General features: G+C 72.3%; 20 protein-coding genes and 1 pseudogene. 9 read left to right on the forward strand and 12 right to left on the reverse strand.

Going from position 1 to position 23,077, the window contains the following annotated elements:
- Positions 1-19: 19 nt before the first annotated feature.
- Positions 20-1,219 carry a PucR family transcriptional regulator gene (locus ACWGSR_RS09695; protein ID WP_383319201.1) on the reverse strand — a complete coding sequence of 400 codons (1,200 nt, stop codon included), beginning with the start codon at positions 1,217-1,219 and terminating at the stop codon, positions 20-22.
- A gap of 198 nt (positions 1,220-1,417) precedes the next feature.
- Here ACWGSR_RS09695 and ACWGSR_RS09700 point away from each other — a divergent pair, with 198 nt between their 5' ends.
- The 7 genes and pseudogenes from ACWGSR_RS09700 to ACWGSR_RS09730 all read left to right on the forward strand — a co-directional run bounded on the left by ACWGSR_RS09700 (position 1,418) and on the right by ACWGSR_RS09730 (position 7,604).
- Positions 1,418-2,236, forward strand: coding sequence for an ABC transporter ATP-binding protein (locus ACWGSR_RS09700; RefSeq protein ID WP_376236077.1), 819 nt, complete (start codon positions 1,418-1,420; stop codon positions 2,234-2,236).
- Complete coding sequence (locus ACWGSR_RS09705) at positions 2,233-3,054, forward strand: ABC transporter ATP-binding protein (RefSeq protein ID WP_453565090.1); 822 nt, start codon at positions 2,233-2,235, stop codon at positions 3,052-3,054. The genes ACWGSR_RS09700 and ACWGSR_RS09705 overlap by 4 nt, the downstream gene beginning before the upstream one ends.
- Positions 3,051-3,941: a branched-chain amino acid ABC transporter permease gene (locus ACWGSR_RS09710; protein WP_453565092.1), complete on the forward strand. Its 891-nt coding sequence runs from the start codon at positions 3,051-3,053 to the stop codon at positions 3,939-3,941. The genes ACWGSR_RS09705 and ACWGSR_RS09710 overlap by 4 nt, the downstream gene beginning before the upstream one ends.
- A gap of 113 nt (positions 3,942-4,054) precedes the next feature.
- Positions 4,055-5,176 carry a branched-chain amino acid ABC transporter permease gene (locus ACWGSR_RS09715; protein ID WP_453565095.1) on the forward strand — a complete coding sequence of 374 codons (1,122 nt, stop codon included), beginning with the start codon at positions 4,055-4,057 and terminating at the stop codon, positions 5,174-5,176.
- Positions 5,173-6,438 carry an ABC transporter substrate-binding protein gene (locus tag ACWGSR_RS09720; RefSeq protein ID WP_453565098.1) on the forward strand — a complete coding sequence of 422 codons (1,266 nt, stop codon included), beginning with the start codon at positions 5,173-5,175 and terminating at the stop codon, positions 6,436-6,438. The genes ACWGSR_RS09715 and ACWGSR_RS09720 overlap by 4 nt, the downstream gene beginning before the upstream one ends.
- A 146-nt stretch (positions 6,439-6,584) precedes the next feature.
- A pseudogene (locus ACWGSR_RS09725) lies at positions 6,585-7,010 on the forward strand (GNAT family N-acetyltransferase); the annotation flags it as partial.
- 51 nt (positions 7,011-7,061) lie between these two features.
- The gene (locus tag ACWGSR_RS09730; protein WP_453565405.1) at positions 7,062-7,604 is read left to right on the forward strand and encodes a GNAT family N-acetyltransferase; all 543 of its coding nucleotides are present in this window, start codon (positions 7,062-7,064) and stop codon (positions 7,602-7,604) included.
- 95 nt (positions 7,605-7,699) lie between these two features.
- On the opposite strand, the gene pssA is transcribed toward ACWGSR_RS09730, so the two are convergent.
- The 9 genes from pssA to ACWGSR_RS09775 form a co-directional block, all read right to left on the reverse strand.
- Positions 7,700-8,566 carry a CDP-diacylglycerol--serine O-phosphatidyltransferase gene (gene pssA, locus ACWGSR_RS09735; protein WP_376236148.1) on the reverse strand — a complete coding sequence of 289 codons (867 nt, stop codon included), beginning with the start codon at positions 8,564-8,566 and terminating at the stop codon, positions 7,700-7,702.
- Entirely contained in the window at positions 8,559-9,215 is a 657-nt protein-coding gene (locus ACWGSR_RS09740) for a phosphatidylserine decarboxylase (RefSeq protein WP_376236089.1), read from the reverse strand. The genes pssA and ACWGSR_RS09740 overlap by 8 nt, the downstream gene beginning before the upstream one ends.
- A gap of 168 nt (positions 9,216-9,383) precedes the next feature.
- Entirely contained in the window at positions 9,384-10,589 is a 1,206-nt protein-coding gene (locus ACWGSR_RS09745; RefSeq protein WP_366373899.1) for an acyl-CoA dehydrogenase family protein, read from the reverse strand.
- A 2-nt stretch (positions 10,590-10,591) separates the two neighbouring features.
- Positions 10,592-11,116 (reverse strand): MaoC family dehydratase, encoded by a 525-nt coding sequence (locus ACWGSR_RS09750; RefSeq protein ID WP_351972947.1) that lies wholly within the window; start codon positions 11,114-11,116, stop codon positions 10,592-10,594.
- 4 nt (positions 11,117-11,120) lie between these two features.
- Positions 11,121-12,095: an HpcH/HpaI aldolase/citrate lyase family protein gene (locus ACWGSR_RS09755; RefSeq protein ID WP_121829072.1), complete on the reverse strand. Its 975-nt coding sequence runs from the start codon at positions 12,093-12,095 to the stop codon at positions 11,121-11,123.
- Entirely contained in the window at positions 12,092-14,104 is a 2,013-nt protein-coding gene (locus ACWGSR_RS09760; RefSeq protein WP_376236093.1) for a protein meaA, read from the reverse strand. The genes ACWGSR_RS09755 and ACWGSR_RS09760 overlap by 4 nt, the downstream gene beginning before the upstream one ends.
- 15 nt (positions 14,105-14,119) lie before the next feature.
- Positions 14,120-15,457 carry a crotonyl-CoA carboxylase/reductase gene (gene ccrA / locus ACWGSR_RS09765; protein ID WP_376236095.1) on the reverse strand — a complete coding sequence of 446 codons (1,338 nt, stop codon included), beginning with the start codon at positions 15,455-15,457 and terminating at the stop codon, positions 14,120-14,122.
- A gap of 407 nt (positions 15,458-15,864) precedes the next feature.
- Positions 15,865-16,710, reverse strand: a complete 846-nt coding sequence (locus ACWGSR_RS09770) for a TetR family transcriptional regulator (protein WP_453565105.1) — start codon at positions 16,708-16,710, stop codon at positions 15,865-15,867.
- A gap of 115 nt (positions 16,711-16,825) precedes the next feature.
- Entirely contained in the window at positions 16,826-18,607 is a 1,782-nt protein-coding gene (locus ACWGSR_RS09775; RefSeq protein ID WP_376236102.1) for a 3-hydroxyacyl-CoA dehydrogenase family protein, read from the reverse strand.
- 329 nt (positions 18,608-18,936) lie between these two features.
- Between ACWGSR_RS09775 and ACWGSR_RS09780 the strand changes: the two genes are divergently transcribed.
- A complete protein-coding gene (locus ACWGSR_RS09780) occupies positions 18,937-19,575 on the forward strand; it encodes a HEAT repeat domain-containing protein (RefSeq protein ID WP_453565107.1) in 639 nt (212 codons plus the stop codon).
- Positions 19,576-19,607: 32 nt separating this feature from the next.
- On the opposite strand, the gene ACWGSR_RS09785 is transcribed toward ACWGSR_RS09780, so the two are convergent.
- Both ACWGSR_RS09785 and ACWGSR_RS09790 read right to left on the reverse strand, forming a co-directional pair.
- On the reverse strand, positions 19,608-21,236 hold the full coding sequence (locus ACWGSR_RS09785; protein WP_453565109.1) for an alpha/beta hydrolase: 1,629 nt from the start codon (positions 21,234-21,236) through the stop codon (positions 19,608-19,610).
- 140 nt (positions 21,237-21,376) lie between these two features.
- Positions 21,377-22,426: an Rv2578c family radical SAM protein gene (locus ACWGSR_RS09790; protein ID WP_453565112.1), complete on the reverse strand. Its 1,050-nt coding sequence runs from the start codon at positions 22,424-22,426 to the stop codon at positions 21,377-21,379.
- Between the two features lie 147 nt (positions 22,427-22,573).
- On the opposite strand from ACWGSR_RS09790, the gene ACWGSR_RS09795 reads away from it, so the two are divergent.
- Positions 22,574-23,017, forward strand: coding sequence for an SRPBCC family protein (locus ACWGSR_RS09795; protein WP_376236111.1), 444 nt, complete (start codon positions 22,574-22,576; stop codon positions 23,015-23,017).
- The last annotated feature ends 60 nt before the right edge of the window (positions 23,018-23,077 follow it).

The raw sequence follows: 23,077 nt of genomic DNA on the forward strand, positions 1-23,077 counted from the left end.
GTACGGGGACGGGGCCCGGTCACCCCGGCCCCGTCAGCCGGAACGCGTCGAGCGCCAGCGTCATCTCCGTGAGGTCCCGCGGCCGGGAGAGCGACCGCGACGTCAGCTGTTCGAGCCGCCGCAGCCGGTTGAAGACCGTGTTGCGGTGGCAGTACAGGCGCCCGGCCGCCCGCCCCGCCGACCCCTCGCACTCCAGCCACGCGTCCAGCGTCTCCAGGAGCACCGCCCGGTCCGCCGGATCCAGCTCCAGGAGACCGCCCAGGACGTCCGAGACCAGCAGGCTCGCCATCTCCGGCTGGCCCACCACCAGCGCCCCCGTCATCCGCCGGTCGAGCCGCACGATCCGCCGGCTGCCCGGCGGACACGTGCGCAGCGCCAGCTCCGCGAGGCGGCGCGCCCGGCCCAGCTCGGTCAGGCCCACCACCACCGGACTGATCCCGCCCGGCCCCGGGCACCGCCCGTCCAGCAGCTCCGACAGCGCGTCCAGACCGGTGTCACCGGCGAGCGCCACCACCCCCAGCTCGCAGTCCGCGCCCATCCGCCACAGGAACCGCACCCCCTCGCCCTGCACCTGCCGGTGGAACGGCTCCCGCTCCTCCCGCCGGTCGTAGCGCAGCACCACCACCGCGTACCGCCCCTGCTCCGGCAGGTCCAGGCCCGCCGCCGCCCGCGCCACCAGCTCGGGCGAGCGCTGCCCCTGGAGCAGCGCGTCCAGGAGCGCCTGCAACTGCTCGTCCGTACGGCTGCGCAGCTCCAGCTCCGTCTCCCGGTACGCCTCCGACGCCGTGTCCGCCTGCGCGTCCACCGCCGACCACACCGTCGTCGCCGACTGCATCAGGGCCGCGAGCCGCGCCGCGTCCGACCCCGCGCCCTCGATCAGCGCGTCCCACACCAGGTGCCCGGCGTGCCGGTAGGCGTGCACGACCAGTTCGAGCGGCATGCCCTGCGCCGCCCGCCGCCGGCCCATCCCGTCGGCGTGCTCCAGGTCCCGCCGGGGCGAGTTCCGGGGCGCCGAGATCATCTCGATCCCGATCCGCATCGCCTCGTGGGCCTCCTGCCAGTGCTGGTCGTACGGCAGGATCCGCCCGTAGGCGGGCTCGTACGCGTGGAGCTCCCTCAGGTGCTCGTCCACCAGCTCCGGCACCCGCTCCAGAAGTTCCGTGCACGCCCGTGCGAGCACCTTCCAGTCGTCACCGGTCCGCCTTCTGCGCCGTCCCATGCCGGGAGGATCTCCCGTCCCGGCCCCCTTCGCACACCCCCTGACGCGCACCGTTGTGCGCGTGCACAGCCCGCCGCCGCGCCCGCTGGTCACCGGCAGCGATTCGGCCACCGGGCGTGGACGCGCGGTCCGGTGCGGTGCTGGGGTGAGCGCCACCGAACGGCCGGGCCGACGTGGGCGGCCCGGGAAAGGGGAGCCATGGGAGGTACCGCACCCGCCCTGGAGGTCACGGACCTGACGGCGGGATACGGACCGGTGCGCGCGCTGCGGCGGGTGTCGCTGACCGTGCCCGCGGGCGCCGTCGTCACCGTCCTGGGCGGCAACGGAGCCGGCAAGTCCACCCTGCTGCGGGCCGTCTCGCGCACCCTGCGGTTCCACGGCGGCGCCGTGGTCTCCGGCACGGTGAGCCGCGACGGCCGGCCGCTCGACGGGCTGCCGCCCGACCGGGTCGTCGCCGCCGGCGTCTCCCAGGTGCCCGAGGGCCGCCAGGTCTTCGCCCGGATGACGGTCGAGGACAACCTGCGGGCCGGCGCGCTCGGCCGGCGCGGCGGCCGGGCCTCCAGGGCCGCCGCCCTCCGCCGGGTCCACGAGCTCTTCCCGGTCCTCGCCGAGCGCGCCCGCCAGCCGGCCGGGCTGCTCTCCGGCGGCGAACAGCAGATGCTCGCCGTCGGCCGCGCCCTGATGGCCGCGCCGGGCCTGCTCCTCCTGGACGAGCCCTCCCTCGGCCTCGCCCCGCTGATGGCGGCCCGGATCGCGGACGCCGTCCGCGAGATCAACGCCCAGGGCACGGCGGTGCTCCTCGTCGAGCAGAACGCGGCGCTCGCGCTGCGGCTCGCCTCCCGCGCGTACGTCCTGGAGGTCGGCGAGGTCACCCTCTCGGGACCCGCCGCCGAACTCGCCGCCTCCGACGAGGTGCGCCGCCGCTACCTGGGCGTGGTCGACGAGGACGCCGCCGCCGACGCGGCCCGCGCCGCCGCCGCCCACCCGGTCCTGACCCGCTGGGAGGAGACCCGATGACACCGCAGCCCCCACCGGCGGGATCCGCGCATGCCTCCGACCCCGGCGTCCCCGCCCTCCACGTCCGCGACCTGACCGTCCGCTTCGCCGGGCTCACCGCCCTCGACGCCGTCGGCTTCACCGTCCGGCCCGGCACCGTCCACGCCCTCATCGGCCCCAACGGCGCCGGCAAGTCCACCTGCTTCAACGTCCTCTCCGGCGTCTACCGCGCCACCTCCGGCTCCGTACGCCTCGGGGAGCGCGAACTGACCGGCCTGCCCCCGCACCGGATCGCGGACCTCGGCGTCGGCCGGATCTTCCAGAACCTGGCCCTGCCGCCCCGCGCCACCGTCGAGGACAGCCTGATGCTCGGCCGCCACCGGCTCACCCGCACCGGCTTCCTCGCCGCCGGGCTCCGGCTGCCCTCCGCCGCCCGCGAGGAGGCCCGGCACCGGGCCAGGGTCCGGGAGATCGCGGCCTTCGTCGGCCTGGAGGGGCAGCTCGCCAGGCCCGCGGGCTCCCTCCCGTACGGACAGCAGAAGCTCGCCGAACTCGCCCGCGCCCTCTGCACGGAGCCCCGGCTCCTGCTCCTCGACGAGCCCGTCGCCGGCATGACCGCCGACGAGCGCCGCCGCACCGCCTCGGTCATCGCCGGGGTCCGCGACGGCCTCGGCATCTCGGTCCTCCTCGTCGAGCACGACATGGGCCTGGTGATGCGGCTCGCCGACTCCGTCACCGTCCTCGACTTCGGCCGCCGGATCGCCGACGGGGCACCCGCCGACGTGCAGAACGACCCGGCGGTCGTCCGCGCCTACCTCGGAGAGGAGTCCGCCGCGTGAGCACCTTCGCGGAGTTCCTGATCAACGGCGTCTCCCTGGGCTCGATCTACGCCCTCATCGCCCTCGGCTTCGTCGTCATCTTCCGCGCCACGGAGGTCGTCAACTTCGCCCACGCCTCGCTCCTCCTGGCCGGCGGCTACGTCACCGCCGTCCTCCACGACGACATCGGCTTCTGGCCCGCCCTGCTCGCCGGCGTCGCGGGCGCGGCGGTGGTCGGCGCGGCCGTCGAGTTCCTCGTCATGCGCCGCCACCGGGGCTCCGACCACAGCGTCCTCGCCATCGTCACCATCGGCGTCGACATCCTGCTCGCCACCGAGCTGACCCGCCGGATCGGCACCGACATCCTCGCCCTCGGCGACCCCTGGGGCGACGCCGTCGTCACCGTCGGACCGGTCACGATCGCCCAGACCCGGATCGCCGCCCTCCTCGCGGCGGCCCTCCTCATCACCGCCTTCCTGCTCGCCTTCCGGTACACCTCCTGGGGCGTCGCCATGCGGGCCGCCGCCGAGAAGCAGGAGACCGCCGCGCTCATGGGCATCCGGCTCGGGCGGGTCTCGCTCGGCGCCTGGGCGGTCGCCGGCGGCCTCGCCGCCGTCGCCGCGCTCTTCCTCACCGTCTTCCCCACCCCAGGCCTGGAACGGGCCACCTCGCTCGCCGCCCTCAAGGCCTTCCCGGCCGCGATCCTCGGCGGCCTCGACTCCACCACGGGCGCCCTGGTCGGCGGCCTCCTCGTCGGCGTCACCGAGTCCCTCGCCACCGGCTACCAGGGCGACCTGGCGTTCCTCGGCCGGGGGATCGGCGACCTCGCCCCGTACCTCGTCATGGTCGTGGTGCTCCTGATCCGCCCGGCCGGCCTCTTCGGCACGAAGGAACCCGCCCGTGTCTGAGCCCCCTGCCCGCCCGGCGGCCCCTCCGCACGCCGCCGCCCGTCCGGCGGCCCGAGGCATCCGGTCCGCGTCCACGGCCCCCGCCCGCCCCGGAGGCCCGAAGGAGCCCGCCCGTGTCTGAGACCCTCGCCCGCCCCGGCCTCCGGGTCCGGCCCGCCGTGTACGGAGGGGCCGCCGCCGGGCTCGTCCTGCTCGCCCTGCCCTTCTACCTGGACCGCTTCTGGCTCCAGGCCGGTCTGTTCGCCATGGCCGCCGCCCTCGGCGCCCTCGGGATCAACCTGCTGACCGGCGCCACCGGCCAGCTCTCCATGGGACACGCCTTCTTCCTCGCCGTCGGCGCCTACGGCTACTGCGCCTTCGCCGGGGACGGCACCGACGGCCTCGCCGGACTCGGCCTGCCCGGCTGGCTCGCCGCCGTCCTCGCGGTCGCCCTCGCGGGCCTGGCCGGCGGGGTGTTCAGCCCCATCGCGGGACGGCTGCACGGCGCGTACCTCGGCATCGCCACCCTCGCGCTGATCTTCATCGGCCAGCACGTCCTCTTCAACGCCCACGACCTCACCGGCGGCTACAACGGCCGCGCCGTCCCGCCGCTCTCCCTCTTCGGCCTCACCTTCGACGACACCGAACTGCTCGTCGCCCAGGTCCCCTTCGGCGCCGTCGAGAAGCTCTGGTACCTCGGCCTCGCGCTGCTCCTCGGCGGGGTCCTCTTCGCCCGGGGAGTCCTCCGGGGCCGCCCCGGGCGCGCGATGAACGCCATCCGGGACCACCGGATCGCCGCCGGCGTCATGGGCATCCCCGTGGCCCGCCACCGCGCCGCCGTCTTCGTCCTGTCCTCCGTGTACGCCGGTCTGGCCGGCGTCCTGCTCGCCCTGGTCTTCCAGCGGACCGTCCCGGAGTACTTCGGGATGGCGCTCTCCCTGGAGTACCTGGCCATGATCGTCATCGGCGGCCTCGGCTCGGTCGCCGGAGCGGTCGCCGGAGGCGTCTTCGTCTCCCTCCTGCCCCAGCTCCTCACCCGCTACAGCGACGCCCTGCCCCTGGTCTCCGCCCCGGGGACGGGCGGGATCGCACCGGGGGAGGCCGCCCGCTACCTGTACGGCGCCGCCGTCGTCGCGGTGGTGCTGTTCCTGCCCGGCGGCCTGGCCCGCCTCGCCGCCCGGACGCCCGAGCCGCCCGGGACACCAGAGCCACCCACGACCCCCACGTCCACCGAACCCTCAGGGGAGACACGATGAACCACAGACGACAGGCCGTGCGGGGCCTGGCCGCCGCGCTCGCCGCCCTGGTCGCCCTCACCGCCGCCGGATGCAGCTCCAAGGCGAAGACCGGCGACGGCGAGCAGACCGGCGCGGGCGGGGTGAGGACCGGCGAGGGCGTCACCGACAAGACGATCGCGCTCGGCGCGCTCACCGACATGACCGGCGTGTACGCCACCCTCGGCAAGAGCGTCACCCAGGCCCAGCAGCTCTACGTGAAGCAGGTCAACGCCGCCGGCGGGATCTGCGGCCGGCAGCTGGAGCTCACGGTCCGCGACCACGGCTACGACCCGCAGAAGGCGCTCGCCGCCTACACCGAGCTGGAGCCCAAGGTCGTCGGCTACGCCCAGTTCATCGGCTCCCCGTTCGTCGCCGCCGTCAAGCAGCGCGTCGACGCCCAGGACAAGGGCCTCGTCCTGCCGCAGGCCTGGTCGGCCTCGCTGCTCGGCTCGCCGTACATCCGCGTCCTGGGCTCCACGTACGACGTCGAGACGATCAACGCCGTCGACTTCCTCCTCACCGAGAAGGGCCTCAAGGCCGGGGACAAGATCGGCCACGTCTACTTCGAGGGCGACTACGGCGAGAACGCCCTCAAGGGCTCGAAGCACGCGGCCGGGAAGGCCGGCCTGACCGTCGTCGAGCAGAAGATCAAGCCCACCGACAACGACATGTCCGCGCAGGTCGCCGCGCTCAAGCAGGCCGGGGTCAAGGCCGTCGTCATCAGCGCGGGACCCCGCCAGGCCGCCTCCCTCGTCGGCGTCGCCGCCGCCACCGGCCTCAGGGTCCCGGTCGTCGGCAACAACTCGGCCTTCGCCCCGCAGCTCCTCGGCACCCAGGCCGGACCCGCCCTGGAGAAGATGTACTGGTTCGCCTCCCCGAGCCTCCCCGTCGGCGCGGACACCCCGGTCGCGAAGAAGCTCGTGGCGGACTACCGGGCGGCCTACCCGGGCGAGGCCCTCGACAACGGCATCGTCGCCGGCTGGACCGCCGCGAGCGTCTTCGGCGAGGCCCTGAAGAAGGCCTGCGCCGCCAAGGACCTCACCCGCGAGGGCGTCGGGAAGGCGCTGCTCACCCTGACCGCCCACGACGCCGGCTTCGGCATGACCCACGACCTCGGCGACCCGAAGGCCCCGTCGTCCCGCGAGTCCGTCATCGTCCAGCCGGACAAGTCCGTCCCCGGCGGCATGCGCACGGTCCGGCAGCCCTTCGTCTCGGACACGGCGAAGAGCTACACCCCCTAGGGGCCCGGCGGAGCGCACGGGCCCGGGGCGTTCACCACGCCCCGGGCCCACGGCGCCCGCGACCGGTACGCGCGCGGGCGCCGGCCCGGAAACCCCCCGGGAAGATCGTCACCTCCCGGAAACACACCGATGTGAAGCTCGGGCGCATGAAGCCGTACATCGCTCCACTCATCGAGGAGAACCGCTCCCACCCGCACCTCGCCGGCCTGCTGGGCGCCTACCACCTGGCCAACCAGGCGGAGAAGGGGACGCCCGTGGCGACGGTCGCCGAGCTCCCGGCCGTATACCGCGGGGAGGCCGAGGACCCGGCCGCCGCGTTCGCCGCCGACACGGTCCTGCTCGCCACTCCGCCCGGCGGGGAGCACCCGGCCGGCTGCGTCGTCCTGAAGGCCCCCCGCGCCGGGCGCGCGCCCGAGGTCAAGCGGCTCTGGGTCGCGCCCGCGGCCCGCCGGAAGGGCCTCGCGAGGGCCCTCGTGGCCGAGGCCCTGCGCCGCGCCGCCGCCCTCGGAGCGCCCGCCGTGCGCCTCACGGTCTGGAACTGGCGGCAGGAGCCGCTGGCCCTCTACCGGAGCATGGGCTTCGCGACCGTCCCCTCCTGGGACGCCCGCCCCGACCTCCTCTGCCTGGAGAGGCCGCTCGCGCCGGACCGCGTCGAGCTCCTCACCCCCGACGCCGTACGCGCCCACGCCGCGGACGGCCTCGCCGCACTCCTCGTGGACGCCGTGGACGGCGGCGCCTCCGTCGGCTTCCCGGCGCCCCTGGACGCCGCCGAGGCGGCCTCCTGGTGGCTCCGGGCCGCCGGGGATGCCGAGGAGGGCGTACGGGACGTCTGGGCGGCCCTGGACGGCGCGGGGCGCCCGGTGGGGGCCGTCACCCTCGTCCGCGCCGGCGCCGCCAACGGCCGGCACCGGGGCGAGATCGCCCGGCTCCTGGTCCACCGCTCCGCCCGGGGCCGGGGACTCGGGCGGCGGCTGCTCGCCGCGGCCGAGGCGCACGCCGCCGCCACCGGCCTGACCCTGCTCGTCCTGGACACCCAGACCGGCAGCCCGGCCGAGCGCCTCTACCGGGGCGGGGGCTGGACCGCCGCCGGGACGATCCCGGACTACGCCGCCGACCCGGCCGGGGTCCTCCGCGCGACCACGCTGTACTACAAGCGGCTCGGATGAGCCCCGGCCCGGGGCACGCGACAGGACCCCGGGCACGCGAAAGGGCCCCGGGAGGCTGTTCGCCTCCCGGGGCCCTCTCGTACGCCGTCCGCCGCCTACGGCAGCTGGGCCGCCCGCGCCTCCCGGCTCTCGCGCCGGTTGCCGCGGAAGGTGTTCACCCGGCGGGCCGTCGCGAAGAGCGGGATCACCGCGCCCATCACGACCTGGAGCGCGCAGCCGGTCTGGAGCAGGAACTGCCCGCCCGGGGCGTCGAACGCCCAGGCCGCCAGCATGCCCATCGCGCCGACGATCCAGCTGAGCATCGCCACCGCGAGCACGCCGCGCGGCTTCGGGTACTCGACCCGGCTCACCATCAGCCAGGCCACCCCGATGATCGCGAGCAGCGTCGGGATGAAGGGGAGCTCCAGGAGCACGATCGAGACCACCGTCAGCGCGCCGAAGGGGCTCGGCATGCCCTGGAACATGCCGTCCTTCATGGTCACGCAGGAGAATCTCGCCAGCCGCAGCACCACCGCGAGCAGCACCACGATCGCGGCCACCGCCGAGACCTTCTGCTGCGCGTCGTCCGCGACCATCCCGTACACGAGCACGAAGTAGGCCGGGGCCAGGCCGAAGCTGATCAGGTCCGACAGGTTGTCGAGCTCGGCGCCCATCGGGGACGAGCGGAGCTTGCGCGCCACGATCCCGTCGAAGAGGTCGAAGATCGCCGCGCACAGCATGAGGATCACGGCGGTGGCGGCGCTGTTGCGCGCCATGCCGGTCTCGGCGCTGCCCGTCAGGTGCGGGATGAGGATTCCGGTGGTGGTGAAGTACACCGCCATGAATCCGCACGTGGCGTTACCGAGCGTGAGGGCGTCCGCTATGGACAGCCTCAGCGACAGCGGCATCTCCTCGGCCTCTTCGGCCGCCGCGGTCTCGGCGTCGGCGGCCCAGTCGGCCGCCCGTGTGTCGGGATCAATCACGGTCAATGCGAGTCACCCCCGCTGTGGTGACCTGCCCGACCTCGACCGCGACCTCGACGCCCTCGGGGAGGTAGATGTCGACGCGCGAGCCGAAGCGGATCAGGCCGATGCGGTCGCCCTGCTCCACCTTCGTCCCCTGCGGGATGTACGGCACGATGCGCCGGGCGACGGCGCCCGCGATCTGGACCATCTCGATGTCGCCGAGCTCGGTGTCGAAGTGCCAGACGACGCGCTCGTTGTTCTCGCTCTCCTTGTTGAACGCCGGGACGAACCCACCGGGGACGTGCTCCACGGACGTCACCGTGCCGGCCAGCGGCGCGCGGTTGACGTGGACGTTCAGCGGGCTCATGAAGATGGCGACCCGGGTCCGCCCGTCCTTCCACGGCATGATGCTCTGCACCACGCCGTCGGCGGGGGAGATGACCCGGCCCTGAGCGATCTCTCGCTCGGGGTCGCGGAAGAACCACAGCATGCCGGCCGCGAGAGCGGTGGTCGGCACGGCGATGGCCGCGGCGCGCCGCGACCTGCGGGCGCGCACGAGGCTGAGCGCCGCGGTGGCGACGGTCGGCAGGAGCCACGGCGATGCTCCGCGCGCGAGGCGTACGCCCTTGAGGCTGTCGCGGTGTGCAGAGGTTTGGCTGTGGGGCATGGATGACCTTCGTAGCGGATGATGCCGCGCTGGCAACGGGGACGGCGGCTTTCCGGCGATGCTATCGGTTGCGGGGCGCAACTGGGCAAGCCAGGAACCGAGTCGACGGCCGGAAGACGAACACAGGGTGTGATCTTCTTCGCGGCCGAAACGACTCAAAACCGACAATCAACCCTGGAATCGGTACTCCTCGAGCAGCCGACGACCAATGATCATTTTCTGGATCTCGGCGGTACCTTCACCGATGAGCAGCATCGGCGCCTCGCGGTAGAGACGCTCGATCTCGTACTCCTTCGAGAACCCGTATCCACCGTGGATACGGAAGGCGTCCTCGACGACCTCCTTGCAGTACTCGGAGGCGAGGTACTTCGCCATCCCTGCTTCGAGGTCGTTTCGTTCCCCGGAGTCCTTTTTGCGTGCTGCGTTGACCATCATCGCATGCGCGGCCTCGACCTTGGTAGCCATTTCGGCCAGCTTGAACTGGATCGCCTGGTGCTGGGCGATCGCCTTGCCGAAGGTGTGGCGCTGCTGGGCGTACGAAACACCCAGCTCGAATGCACGCTGAGCGACGCCGCAGCCACGGGCCGCCACGTTCACGCGCCCGACCTCGACACCGTCCATCATTTGGTAAAAGCCTCGACCGGTTTCCCCGCCGAGTACACGATTGGCCGGAATGCGCAGTCCGTCCATGATGAGCTCGGTCGTGTCGACGCCCTTGTAGCCCATCTTGTCGATCTTCCCGGGGATGGTGAGGCCCGGACGGACCTCTCCGAAGCCGGGCTCCTTCTCGACGAGGAAGGTCGTCATCGACTTGTGGGGCGCGGTGCCCTCGGGGTGTCCTTCGTCACTCCGGACCAGAACGGCCACGAGCGAGGACGTTCCGCCGTTCGTCAGCCACATCTTCTGGCCGTTGAGGACGTACTCGTCGCCGTCCTTCACCGCCTTCGACGTGATGGCCGACACGTCCGAGCCGAGGGCCGGCTCCGACATCGAGAACGCGCCGCGCGTCTCGCCGGCCGCCATCCGGGGCAGGAAGTACTCCTTCTGCTCCTGGGTGCCGTGCTGCTTGAGCATGTACGCCACGATGAAGTGGGTGTTGATGATGCCGGAGACCGACATCCAGCCGCGGGCGATCTCCTCCACGCACAGCGCATAGGTGAGCAGCGACTCGCCCAGGCCCCCGTACTCCTCGGGGATCATCAGGCCGAAGACGCCGAGCTCCTTGAGCCCGTCCACGATCTGCTGGGGGTACTCGTCGCGGTGCTCCAGGTCCGTCGCGACCGGGATGATCTCCTTGTCGACGAAGTCCCGGACGGTGGCGAGGATCTCCTGCTGGACGTCGGTCAGACCGTGGGTCTGGGCGAGTCGCGCCATGACTACTTCTCCGTCTTCTTGGAGGGCTCGACGAGCGTGGGGCGGCCGGGCTGCTCGCCGCCGCGCTCCTTGATGTACGTCTCGGTGGGGACCATCACCTTGCGGCGGAAGACGCACACCAGGGTGCCGTCCTGCTTGTAGCCCTTGGTCTCGACGTAGACGATGCCGCGGTCGTTCTTCGACTTCGACGGGGTCTTGTCGAGGACCGTCGTCTCGCCGTAGATCGTGTCGCCGTGGAAGGTCGGCGCCACGTGCCGCAGCGACTCGATCTCCAGGTTGGCGATGGCCTTGCCGGAGACGTCCGGCACGGACATGCCGAGCAGCAGCGAGTAGATGTAGTTGCCGACGACGACGTTCTTGCCGAAGTCCGTCGTGTTCTCGGCGTAGTTCACATCCATGTGCAGCGGATGGTGGTTCATCGTGAGCAGACAGAAGAGGTGGTCGTCGTACTCCGTGACCGTCTTCCCGGGCCAGTGCTTGTAGACGGCACCGACCTCGAACTCCTCGTACGTGCGGCCGAACTGCATGGTGCTACGCCTCCGGGATCTCGAACTTGCTGGTGCGCTGCATGCCGGCCGCGCGGCCCTTGCCGGAGATGACCAGGGCCATCTTGCGGGAGGCCTCGTCGATCATCTCGTCGCCGAGCATCGCGGAGCCCTTCTTCCCGCCGGCCTCGGACGTGTAGTAGTCGTACGCGTCGAGGATCAGCTCGGCGTGGTCGTAGTCCTCCTGCGAGGGCGAGAAGATCTCGTTCGCGGCGGCGACCTGGTCCGGGTGCAGCACCCACTTGCCGTCGAAGCCGAGGGCGGCGGCGCGCCGCGCGACGGCCTTGTAGCCCTCCTGGTTGCGGATCTGGAGGTAGGGGCCGTCGATCGCCTGGAGGTTGTTGGCGCGGGCGGCCATCAGGATGCTCATCAGGATGTGGTGGTACGCGTCCGCCGGGTAGCCGGGCGGCTGCTCGCCCACGACCAGCGACTTCATGTTGATGGAGGCCATGAAGTCGGCCGGGCCGAAGATGATCGTCTCGACGCGCTGGGAGGCCTGCGCGATCGCGTTGACGTTGGTCAGGCCCTGCGCGTTCTCGATCTGCGCCTCGATGCCGATCTTGCCGACCTCGAAGCCCATCGTCTTCTCGATCTGGGTGAGCAGCAGGTCGAGCGCGACGATCTGCTGCGCGTCCTGGACCTTCGGCAGCATGATGCAGTCGAGGTTCTGGCCGGCGCCCTCGACGACCGTGACGACGTCCCGGTACGTCCAGTGGGTGGTCCAGTCGTTGACGCGGACCACGCGCGTCTTGCCGGTCCAGTCGCCCTCGTTCAGGAACTTCACGATGGTGTGGCGGGCCTCGGGCTTGGCCAGCGGGGCGCAGGCGTCCTCCAGGTCCAGGAAGACCTGGTCGGCGGCGAGGCCCTGGGCCTTCTCCAGGAAGCGCGGGTTGGAGCCGGGGACCGCCAGGCAGGAACGGCGGGGGCGCAGCCGGTTCACGGGGGACGCGGGGCTGGTCATGCGGGGACCTCCAGGGGGTCGAGCTTGTTGGCTTTCCGGATCTCGTCGACGATACGGCCGATGATCTCCGTGATACCGAAGTCCTTCGGTGTGAAGACGGCGGCCACACCCGCGCGCTTCAGTTCTGCGGCGTCGGCGTTCGGGATGATCCCGCCGACGATGACCGGGATGTCGGCCGCGCCCGCCTCGCGGAGGCGTTCGAGGACGTCCGGGACCAGCTCGGCGTGCGAGCCGGAGAGGATCGACAGGCCCACGCAGTGCACGTCCTCGGCCAGGGCCGCGTCGACGATCTGCTCGGGGGTCAGCCGGATCCCCTGGTAGACCACCTCGAAACCGGCGTCGCGCGCGCGCACGGCGATCTGCTCGGCCCCGTTGGAGTGCCCGTCGAGGCCGGGCTTGCCGACGAGCAGCCGCAGCCGCCCGGCGTTCAGCTCCTCGGCGGTCCGCGTCACCTTCTCCCGCACGAGGGCCAGCGGCGTGCCCGCCTCGGCCGTCACCGCGACCGGGGCGGAGGAGACGCCCGTCGGGGCGCGGAACTCGCCGAAGACGTCCCGCAGCGCCCAGGACCACTCCCCGGTGGTGACGCCCGCACGCGCGCACTCCAGGGTGGCGGCGAAGAGGTTGCCGTCGCCGGCCGCCACCGCCTTCAGCCGCGCCAGGGACTCCTGGGCGCGGGCCTCGTCGCGGTTGTCGCGCCACTCGTGCAGGGCGGCGACCACCCGCGCCTCGTTCGCCGGGTCCACCGTCATGATGGCGGTGTCCAGGTCGGCGGTGAGGGGGTTCTCCTCGGTCGACTGGAAGATGTTGACGCCGACGATCTTCTCCTCGCCGGCCTCGATCCGGGCGCGCCGCTCGGCGTGCGAGGAGACGAGCTGCGACTTGAGGTAGCCGGACTCGACGGCGGCCATCGCGCCGCCCATCGCCTGGATCCGGTCGATCTCGGCCAGGCACTCCTCGACGAGGGCGTCCACCTTGGCCTCGATGACGTGCGAGCCGGCGAAGATGTCCTCGTACTCCAGGAGGTCGGACTCGTGGGCGAGCACCTGCTGGATGCGGAGCGACCACTGCTGGTCCCAGGGCCGGGGCAGGCCCAGGGCCTCGTTCCAGGCGGGGAGCTGGACGGCCCGCGCGCGGGCGTCCTTGGAGAGGGTGACGGCCAGCATCTCCAGGACGATCCGCTGGACGTTGTTCTCCGGCTGGGCCTCGGTCAGACCGAGCGAGTTGACCTGCACGCCGTAGCGGAACCGGCGCTGCTTGGCGTTCTCGATGCCGTACCGCTCCAGGGTGACCTTGTCCCAGATGCGCCCGAAGGCGCGCATCTTGCACATCTCCTCGACGAAGCGGACGCCCGCGTTCACGAAGAACGAGATGCGGGCGACCACCTCGCCGAAGCGCTCCTCCGGGACCTGGCCGGAGTCCCGGACGGCGTCCAGCACCGCGATGGCGGTGGACATCGCGTACGAGATCTCCTGGACCGGAGTGGCCCCGGCCTCCTGCAGGTGGTAGCTGCAGATGTTGATCGGGTTCCACTTCGGGATGCTGTTCACCGTGTAGGTGATCATGTCCGTCGTGAGGCGGAGGGAGGGGCCGGGCGGGAAGACGTGCGTCCCGCGCGACAGGTACTCCTTCACGATGTCGTTCTGGGTGGTGCCCTGGAGCCTGGTGACGTCCGCGCCCTGCTCCTCCGCCACCACCTGGTAGAGCGCCAGGAGCCACATCGCCGTGGCGTTGATCGTCATCGAGGTGTTCATCTGCTCCAGGGGGATGTCCTGGAACAGCCGGCGCATGTCACCGAGGTGCGAGACGGGGACCCCGACCCGGCCGACCTCGCCGCGGGCGAGGATGTGGTCGGGGTCGTATCCGGTCTGCGTCGGCAGGTCGAAGGCGACCGAGAGGCCGGTCTGACCCTTGGCGAGATTGCGCCGGTACAGCTCGTTGGACGCCTCGGCGGTCGAGTGACCGGCGTACGTCCGCATGAGCCACGGACGGTCCTTCTGGCGCTCAGTCATCTGTGGTCCCGGGTATCAGATGTTGCGGAAGCGGTTGATGGCGTCGATGTGCTGGGCCCGCAGCTCCGGGTCGCGCACGCCCAGGCCCTCCTCGGGCGAGAGGGCGAGGACGCCGACCTTGCCCTGGTGGAGGTTGCGGTGGACGTCGTAGGCGGCCTGGCCGGTCTCCTCCAGGGAGTAGACCTTCGACAGGGTCGGGTGGATCTTGCCCTTGGCGATGAGGCGGTTGGCCTCCCAGGCCTCGCGGTAGTTCGCGAAGTGCGAGCCGATGATCCGCTTGAGCGACATCCACAGGTAGCGGTTGTCGTACTGGTGCATGTAGCCGGAGGTGGAGGCGCAGGTGGTGATGGTGCCGCCCTTGCGGGTGACGTACACGGAGGCGCCGAAGGTCTCGCGGCCCGGGTGCTCGAAGACGATGTCGATGTCCTCGCCGCCGGTCAGCTCGCGGATGCGCTTGCCGAAGCGCTTCCACTCCTTCGGGTCCTGGGTGTTCTCGTCCTTCCAGAACTTGTAGCCCTCGGCGTTGCGGTCGATGACCGCCTCGGCGCCCATGGACCGGCAGATGTCGGCCTTCTCGGGGGAGGAGACGACACAGATCGGGTTGGCGCCGCCGGCCAGGGCGAACTGGGTGGCGTACGAGCCGAGGCCGCCGCTGGCGCCCCAGATCAGGACGTTGTCGCCCTGCTTCATGCCGGCGCCGTTGCGGGAGACGAGCTGGCGGTACGCGGTGGAGTTGACGAGGCCCGGGGCCGCCGCCTCCTCCCAGCTCAGGTGGTCCGGCTTCGGCATGAGCTGGTTGGACTTGACGAGGGCGATCTCCGCCAGGCCGCCGAAGTTGGTCTCGAAGCCCCAGATGCGCTGCTCGGGGTCGAGCATCGTGTCGTTGTGGCCGTCCGAGGACTCCAGCTCGACCGAGAGGCAGTGCGCGACGACCTCGTCGCCGGGCTTCCAGGAGTTGACGCCCGGGCCGGTGCGCAGGACGACGCCCGCGAGGTCGGAGCCGATGACGTGGTACGGCAGGTCGTGGCGCTTGGTCAGCTCGGAGAGGCGGCCGTAGCGCTCCAGGAACCCGAAGGTCGAGACCGGCTCGAAGATCGAGGTCCAGACCGAGTTGTAGTTGACCGAGGAGGCCATGACGGCGACGAGCGCCTCGCCCGGGCCGAGCTCGGGCAGCGGGACCTGGTCGAGGTGGAGCGACTTGCGCGGGTCCTTGTCGCGGCTGGCGAGTCCGGTGAACATCTCCGCCTCGTCCTTGTGGACGGTGACGGCGCGGTACGACTCGGGGAGCTTGATGTTCGCGAAGTCGGCGGACGTGGAGTCCGGGGACTGGATCGCGTCCAGGATTTCCTTCACGGGTTGCCTCCGGCGGTGAGCGTCCGGGGGAGGACGCCTGAGGGTTACGGCGGTGAGTGCTGCTGTGGAGGTGTGCCGTCGGTTCGGCTGGGTCGTGCGGTGGCGCGGCGCCGGTCGGGCGCGGGGTTGCCTGTGACGCAGGCGTCCGGGCACACGAGCCGTCGGCTTGTGGGGACAGCCGGCGCACGAGGTTGGTCTCTGCGCGCCGGCCGCCCGGACAACATCAACGTATGGCACGCCGTGTCACCTGACAAGGCACTGGGTGCCAACAATTTCACTCAGATGCAATCTGGTGGTCACACATGAGCGATGATCGATCGAATCATGCCGTGAAACGGCTCCGAGCTGGGCAAACACGACGAGGGCCGTTCCCGGAATCCGGGAACGGCCCTCGTCGTGGAAGGGGCTCAGGCGGTGCCGAGCGCCTTCTGGATGGTCCGCATGACCTCGTCGAGGGGTGCGTCCGTGCGCGCCACGGCGACCACCACGTCACCGGCGGTGGAGGCCCGGACGGCGGGGGCGGCGGTCTCCTCCCGCACCTCCGGGGCGGCGGGGGAGGCGGCGGACGGAGCCGGCCGGCCGGCGCCTATGCCCGACCCGAAGGTCTCCCGGACGATCGCGAAGGCGTGGTCGAGCTGGGCCTCCACGTCGCCCTGGCCGCCCGCCCGCAGCCAGCGGCGCAGCACGTGGTTGTGGGCGGTGACGACCGCCGAGGCGGCCACCTCGGCGAGCAGCGGGTCGTCGTTGCCGTCGTGGTGGTCGCGCTCGTCGAAGTGCCCGAGGAGGTAGCGGGTGAAGAGGCGCTCGTAGCGGGCCACCGAGGCGATCTCCCGCTCCCGCAGGGTCGGCACCTCGCGGGTGAGCCGGTAGCGGGCCACGGAGACCGCGGGGGACCCCGCGTACATCTTCATGACCTCCTTGATGCCCCGGCACACCGTGTCGAGCGGGTGCTCGTGCGGCGGCGCCGCGTTCAGCACCGCCTCCGCCCGCACCAGGGTGTCGTCGTGGTCGGGGAAGATCGCCTCTTCCTTGGACCGGAAGTGCCGGAAGAAGGTCCGCCGCGCGACCCCGGCCGTGGCCGCGATCTCGTCCACCGTGGTGGCCTCGTACCCCTTGGTCGCGAACAGCTCCATCGCGGCGGTGGCGAGCTCCCGGCGCATCTTGAGCCGCTGCGCGGCGGCACGGGTGCCCGCCGCGCTCTCCGGAGCGTCGGACGGGGAGGTGGCACGGGGTGACTTCGCGGCCTTGGGCATGGTCCGAACGTACTGCATCGGAGGAGGAGTGTGCCCAGGTGGGGGCGGGGAGCCCGCCGGGGCACCGGGGGTGCCCGAGGGGCTCAGGAGCCCGCCCCAACCGGGGGTGCGGGGCTCAGCGTCGGGCATATTCGCGGAAGCCGCGACCCGTCTTGCGGCCCAGGCAGCCGGCCGCCACCAGGTGCTCCAGGAGCGGGGCCGGGGCGAGGCCGGGGTCGCGGAACTCGCGGTGCAGGACCTGCTCGATCGCGAGCGAGACGTCCAGGCCGACCACGTCGAGCAGCTCGAACGGACCCATCGGGTAGCCGCCGCCCAGCTTCATGGCCGCGTCGATGTCGTCCAGGGTCGCGTAGTGCTCCTGGACCATCTTGATCGCGTTGTTCAGGTACGGGAAGAGCAGCGCGTTCACGATGAAGCCGGCCCGGTCGCCGCAGTCCACCGGGTGCTTGCGGATCTTCGCGGTGACCTCGCGGACGGTGGCGTGGACGTCGTCGCCGGTCAGGACCGTGCGGACGATCTCCACCAGCTTCATCGCGGGCGCCGGGTTGAAGAAGTGCATCCCGATGACGTCCTGCGGGCGGGAGGTGGCCCGGGCACAGGCCACGACCGGCAGCGAGGAGGTCGTGGTGGCGAGCACCGCGCCCGGCTTGCAGATCTTGTCGAGCCGCGCGAACAGGTCCTGCTTGATCTCCAGGTCCTCCGCGACCGCCTCGACCGCCAGGTCGACCTCGGCGAAGGCGTCGAGCGTGCCGGCCGGGGTGATCAGGGCGAGCACGGTGTCGCGGGCCTCGGCCGTCATCCGGCCCTTGGACACCGAGCGCTCCAGGGACTTGGCGATCCGGGCCTTGGCGGTGTCCGCCTTCTCCTGGGAGCGGGCGGCGAGCACGACCTCGTACCCGGCCTTGGCGAAGACCTCCGCGATGCCGGAGGCCATGGTGCCCGAGCCGGCGACGCCGACCGAGCGGACCTCGCGCCCGCCGGCGCTCTCCGCCGAGGTCAGCGGGGTCAGCGCGTCGCGCACCACCTCGTCGGAGCCCGGCGCCGCGTACGTGTAGAAGCCGCGGCCCGCCTTGCGGCCGGTCAGGCCCGCCTCGCTGAGCTGCTTGAGGATCGGGGCCGGGGCGTGCAGCCGGTCGTGCGAGGAGGCGTACATGGCCTCCAGGACCGTGCGGGCCGTGTCCACGCCGATCAGGTCGAGCAGCGCCAGCGGGCCCATCGGCAGGCCGCAGCCCAGCTTCATCGCCGCGTCGATGTCCTCGCGGGAGGCGTACTTGGCCTCGTACATGGCGGCGGCCTGGTTCAGGTAGCCGAAGAGCAGCCCATCCGCGATGAAACCGGCCCGGTCCCCGACCGCCACCGGCTCCTTGCCGAGGTCCTGGGCGAGCCGGGTGACGGCGTCGACGGCCCGCGGGTCGGTCAGCACCGAGGAGACCACCTCGACCAGCTTCATGGCCTGGACCGGGGTGAAGAAGTGCAGGCCGAGGACCCGCTCCGGGTGCGCCGAGTCGGCCGCGAGCCGGGTGACGGAGAGCGCGTTGGTGCCGGTGGCCAGGATCGCGTCGGGCCGGACGATGCCGTCCAGGGCCCGGAAGACCTCCTGCTTCGCCTCGTACGACTCCGGCACGACCTCGATCACGAGGTCGGCCTCGGCGGCCGCCTGGAGGTCGGAGAAGGTGCGGAAGCGGGCCAGGACGTCCTGTCGCTCGTCCTCGGTGATCCGCTCGCGGGCCACGGCGCGGGCGGTGGAGGCCTCCAGGGCGGCGACGGCCCGGGCGGCGGCGGCGTCGCTGACGTCGATGCCGATGACCTCGCGGCCGGCCCGGGCGAGGACGTCGGCGATACCCGCGCCCATGGTGCCGAGACCGACGACGGCGATGGTGGAGAGAGGGGTGTCCATCAGGGGACTCCAGAGAGGAAGAGTGACGACTGAGGGCAGTGCGTGCGGGTGGTGCCGCGGAATTGCGCGGGCGCGAGGAGAATCGCGGGAAACGCACGGGAAGGAGCCCGTGGAAAGGGGCGGCGCCCGGTGAAAAGGGGGGCGACGGGCTCTGTCCCGGAGCCGCGTCGAAACTGCCGAACCGACGTACGCTCACCACGGCTGCGTCACCAGGCCGTTGTGAGAAGCGGGGGTTGACCCGCTCACCTGAGACTAACCGGCGGGTAACGAGCGCGCCAGTCCCGGGAAGTCGAGAAAATGTGATCTGGATCGCGGATAGGCTCGGATTCATGGAATACGCCGAGGATCCGGAATTCTGCTCGATGATCGATCGATTGCGCGACGAGATCGGGAATGGCACCGGAGAAGTCCCGGCGGCATTCGGCCGGCTCGCGGAAACCGGCGACCCCGGGGAACTGCCCGGCGACCCCGAGGAGCTGCACCGCGTCCTCACCGAGCCCGGCCGGCCGCTCTGGGCCCGCGAGGTCGCCGCCTACGCCCTCGGCGTCGCCGGCGACCCGCGCGCCTTCGAGGCCCTCGTCCTGCTCCTCAACCACCGCGACCCCGAGCGCTGCGTCACCGCCGCCCACGCCCTGGCCCGGCTCGGCGACCCGCGCACCGCCCGCGCGGCCGCCGCGCTCGCCACCAACGAACTCAGGGCCGCCTACGCCCTGCTGCCGGTCCGGCTGCTCGCCGAGCTGCGCGCCCCCGAGTCCGTACCGGCCCTGATCGCCGTCCTCGAACGACGCCTCTCGGTCGACGACCCCCACTGGCGGGTCGGCCTCGCCTGCGTCGAGGGCCTCGGCACCCTCGGCGACCCCCGGGCCCGCCCCGCCCTGGAGGCCGCCCTGCCCCATCCGCGCCTCGGCGCGGCGGCCGCGCGCTCCCTGGGCCTGCTCGGCCCGGAGCGCGCGGCCGACCGCGCCTGAGGGAAGGGGGGTTCGGCTCGCGGAGCCTTCCTTCAGCGCACGTGGCCCAGGAGGCCGTGCAGCGTGGCGCCGGCCGGCTCCGTGCGCGCGGAGCCCACGCGTGCGCCGCGCTTCTCCGGGGGCTTCGACCCGGACGTGACGACGGGCTCGGGCTCCGGCTCCGGGAGCGCGGCGCAGACCGCGTCCGCCTCGGCGCCGTCCGCGCCGCGCGGGAGCCCGCCCGTGGCCAGGTAGGCGGCCAGGTGGCCGTCGAGGCAGTCGTTCCCGGCCAGCGTCACCCCGTGGTTGCCGCCGCCCTCCTCCACCACCAGGCGGGAGCCGCGCAGCAGCCGGTGCAGCGCGACCCCGCCCTCGTACGGCGTCGCCGCGTCGTCCGTGGCCTGGAGGACCAGGGCCGGCGGCACCCGGTCGTTGGAGACGTCCGGCGGGGTCAGGGACTCCACCGGCCAGAACGCGCACGGCGCGTTGTACCAGGTGTTGTTCCAGGACGAGAACGGCGCCTTGGCGTGCGTCTCCCACGCGTCCTTGCGCCAGACGTTCCAGTCGCGCGGCCAGCCCGCGTCCCGGCACTGCACGCTCGCGTAGACCGAGTAGCCGTTGTCGGCGGCCGCGTCGGCCTCCCCGTACCGCTCGTACGCCTCGACCAGCGGCCCGGAGTCCCCCTCGTTGACGTACGCGGAGAAGGCGCTCGCCAGCTTGGGCCAGTAGCCGTCGTAGTACCCGCCGGGCAGGAAGGTGTCCTCCAGCTCGCCCGGCCCGACCTTCCCGCCGGCCGGCTCCGCGCGCACCGCGTCGCGCATCCGGTACCAGGCGGCCTCGACCGCCGCCGGGTCGGTGCCGAGCCGGTACGTGGCGTCGTACCGGGCCACCCACGCCATGAAGTCCTTGTGCCGCGCGTCGAAGGCGAGGTTCTGCCCGAGGTTGCCCTCGTACCAGACCCCGTGCGGGTTGACGACGGAGTCGAACGCCATGCGCCGCACCCGGTCCGGGAAGAGCCGCGCGTACACGGCGCCCAGATAGGTGCCGTACGAGTACCCGAGGTAGTTGAGCCTCGGCGCACCGAGCGCGTCCCGGATCACGTCCAGGTCCTTGGCCGCGCTCACGGTGTCGATGTGCGGCAGCACGTCGGCGTACTTCTCGCCGCAGGCCTCCGCGAAGGCCCGCGCCCGGTCGGTCCCCGCCCGCTCGGCCCGGGAGCCGCGCGGCACCGAGTCGGGGCGCACCGAGGCGAAGTGGCCGGGCCGGCAGTCGAGCGCGGGCTCGCTCTTCCCGACCCCGCGCGGGTCGAAGCCGATCACGTCGTACTGGGCGGCCACCTCGGGCGGTAGCGACGCCGCCACGTACCCCGCCATGCCGCGCCCGCTGCCGCCGGGCCCGCCCGGGTTCACGAGCAGCGGCCCCTGGAAGGTCTCCGCGGTGTGCCGGACCCGGGTCAGGGCGAGCGTCACCTTCCGCCCGGCCGGGTCGTCGTGGTCGAGCGGCACCTCCAGGGTGGCGCACTGGAGCTTCGGGTACGCCTTGGTGGCGCAGTCGGTCCAGGCGAGCCGGGGGAGCGGGCGGGGGACCGGTTCGACGGCGTCCGCGGGCGCGGCGGGCAGCGCGGTGACCGTCCCAGCCACCAGCGCTCCAGCGGCGATCAGCATTCCTGCGCGTGGGGTCATAGGGCCTTTGTGCCTCGAACGGGGCCCGGCGGGACCCGTTCCGCCCGGAGTTGACCCGAAAGGAGGGGAGCGGACGGCGTGTCAGACGATTCGGTCCGATGATCGGCCCGGACCCCGGGGAGCACGGGGCTCCGGCGGGCTCAGAGGAAGGTGAGCTGCTCCGGGGCGGCCGCCGCCTCCGGCTCCTCCGGCAGGGCGGTCCGGCGCGCTCCTTCCCGTCCCGCCGGTCCCATCCCGAACTCGGCGGCGAACTCGTGCACCTGACGGGTGATCCGGCGCTGGTACCAGGTCGGCGCGTAGGCCCCGTCCGCGTACATCCGCTCGTACCGCCGCACCAGGCCCGGGTGGTGGCGCCCCAGCCACTCCGCGAACCACTCGCGGGCGCCCGGCCGCAGGTGCAGGACGAGCGGGGTGACCGAGCTCGCCCCGGCCTCGGCCACCGCGCGGACCGTCGCGCGCAGCTGCTCCGGCCGGTCGCTCAGGAAGGGCACCACGGGGGCCATCAGGACCCCGCAGTCGATGCCGTTCCCGACGAGCGCGCGGACGACGTCGAGGCGGCTCTGCGGGGAGGGGGCGCCGGGCTCGACCGTGCGCCACAGCTCCCGGTCGGTGAAGCCGACGGAGACGGAGACGCCGACCTCGGTGACCCGGGCCGCCTGGGCGATCAGCTCCAGGTCGCGCAGGATCAGGGTGCCCTTGGTGAGGATCGAGAAGGGGTTGGCGCGGTCGCGCAGGGCGGTGAGGATGCCCGGCATCAGGCCGTACCGCCCCTCCGCCCGCTGGTAGCAGTCGACGTTGGTGCCCATGGCGATGTGCGCGCCCTGCCAGCGGGCCGAGGCGAGCTGGCGGGCGAGCAGCTCGGGGGCGTTGACCTTGACGACGATCTGGGAGTCGAAGCCGAGGCCGGTGTCGAGGTCCAGGTAGGCGTGGGACCGGCGGGCGAAGCAGTACACGCACGCGTGGGTGCAGCCGCGGTAGGGGTTGACCGTCCATTCGAACGGCATCCGAGAGGCGCCGGGGACCCGGTTCAGGATCGACCGGGCCCGCACCTCGTGGAAGGTGACGCCCCGGAACTCGGGAGTGTCGAAGGTCCGGGTGGTGACCGCGTCCGTACCGAACAGGGCCAGGTCGGCGGGGGGCGGGGAGGCCGAGGGGTTCGCAGGGTTTTCGCCCAGGTTGTCCCAGCGCATGAACGCCTCCTCGATCGCTCGGATCCGGCCGTTCGCTCAGAATAGAACACTTGTTCCCTTGATCACCGCAACCCGGATTTCGCGCGCCGGAGTGCACGTGGTTCGCTTGGCCCGCAACCCCGAGCAACCACGAGCTGGAGGAAGTCAATGGCGCAGGTCGAGGCCACGACGGAACGGATCATCGCCGCGGACGCCGAGACGGTGTTCGACGCCCTCGCCGACTACAGCGGCACGCGCGCGAAGCTGCTCCCCGAGCACTTCAGCGAGTACGAGGTGCGCGAGGGCGGCGACGGCGAGGGCACCCTCGTCCACTGGAAGCTCCAGGCCACCAGCAAGCGCGTCCGCGACTGCCTCCTGGAGGTGAGCGAGCCCACCGACGGACAGCTCGTCGAGAAGGACCGCAACTCCTCCATGGTCACCACCTGGACCGTCACGCCCGCCGGTGAGGGCAGGTCGCGCGCGGTCGTCAGCACCGTCTGGAACGGCGCCGGGGGCATCGGCGGCTTCTTCGAGAAGACCTTCGCGCCCAAGGGGCTCGGCCGCATCTACGACCTCGTCCTCGCGAAGCTCGCGGCCGAGGTCGAGAAGTAACGCCTGCGGCGGGAGAAGTGACGCCCGGACCGGAAGAGGCGGCGCCCGGAGCGCGAGAAG

This window comes from Streptomyces sp. NPDC055632, from assembly GCF_053618675.1.

Bases quoted from the DNA above. Each gene is read 5' to 3' on its own strand.
- ACWGSR_RS09795 (WP_376236111.1), top strand. From the start codon at position 22,574: ATGGCGCAGGTCGAGGCCACGACGGAACGGATCATCGCCGCGGACGCC.
- ACWGSR_RS09750 (WP_351972947.1), bottom strand. From the start codon at position 11,116: ATGCAGTTCGGCCGCACGTACGAGGAGTTCGAGGTCGGTGCCGTCTAC.
- ACWGSR_RS09745 (WP_366373899.1), bottom strand. From the start codon at position 10,589: ATGGCGCGACTCGCCCAGACCCACGGTCTGACCGACGTCCAGCAGGAG.
- ACWGSR_RS09780 (WP_453565107.1), top strand. From the start codon at position 18,937: ATGGAATACGCCGAGGATCCGGAATTCTGCTCGATGATCGATCGATTG.
- ACWGSR_RS09695 (WP_383319201.1), bottom strand. From the start codon at position 1,219: ATGGGACGGCGCAGAAGGCGGACCGGTGACGACTGGAAGGTGCTCGCA.
- ACWGSR_RS09700 (WP_376236077.1), top strand. From the start codon at position 1,418: ATGGGAGGTACCGCACCCGCCCTGGAGGTCACGGACCTGACGGCGGGA.
- ACWGSR_RS09760 (WP_376236093.1), bottom strand. From the start codon at position 14,104: ATGACTGAGCGCCAGAAGGACCGTCCGTGGCTCATGCGGACGTACGCC.
- ACWGSR_RS09740 (WP_376236089.1), bottom strand. From the start codon at position 9,215: ATGCCCCACAGCCAAACCTCTGCACACCGCGACAGCCTCAAGGGCGTA.
- ACWGSR_RS09775 (WP_376236102.1), bottom strand. From the start codon at position 18,607: ATGGACACCCCTCTCTCCACCATCGCCGTCGTCGGTCTCGGCACCATG.
- ACWGSR_RS09770 (WP_453565105.1), bottom strand. From the start codon at position 16,710: ATGCCCAAGGCCGCGAAGTCACCCCGTGCCACCTCCCCGTCCGACGCT.
- ACWGSR_RS09785 (WP_453565109.1), bottom strand. From the start codon at position 21,236: ATGACCCCACGCGCAGGAATGCTGATCGCCGCTGGAGCGCTGGTGGCT.
- ACWGSR_RS09790 (WP_453565112.1), bottom strand. From the start codon at position 22,426: ATGCGCTGGGACAACCTGGGCGAAAACCCTGCGAACCCCTCGGCCTCC.
- ACWGSR_RS09755 (WP_121829072.1), bottom strand. From the start codon at position 12,095: ATGACCAGCCCCGCGTCCCCCGTGAACCGGCTGCGCCCCCGCCGTTCC.
- ACWGSR_RS09705 (WP_453565090.1), top strand. From the start codon at position 2,233: ATGACACCGCAGCCCCCACCGGCGGGATCCGCGCATGCCTCCGACCCC.
- ACWGSR_RS09720 (WP_453565098.1), top strand. From the start codon at position 5,173: ATGAACCACAGACGACAGGCCGTGCGGGGCCTGGCCGCCGCGCTCGCC.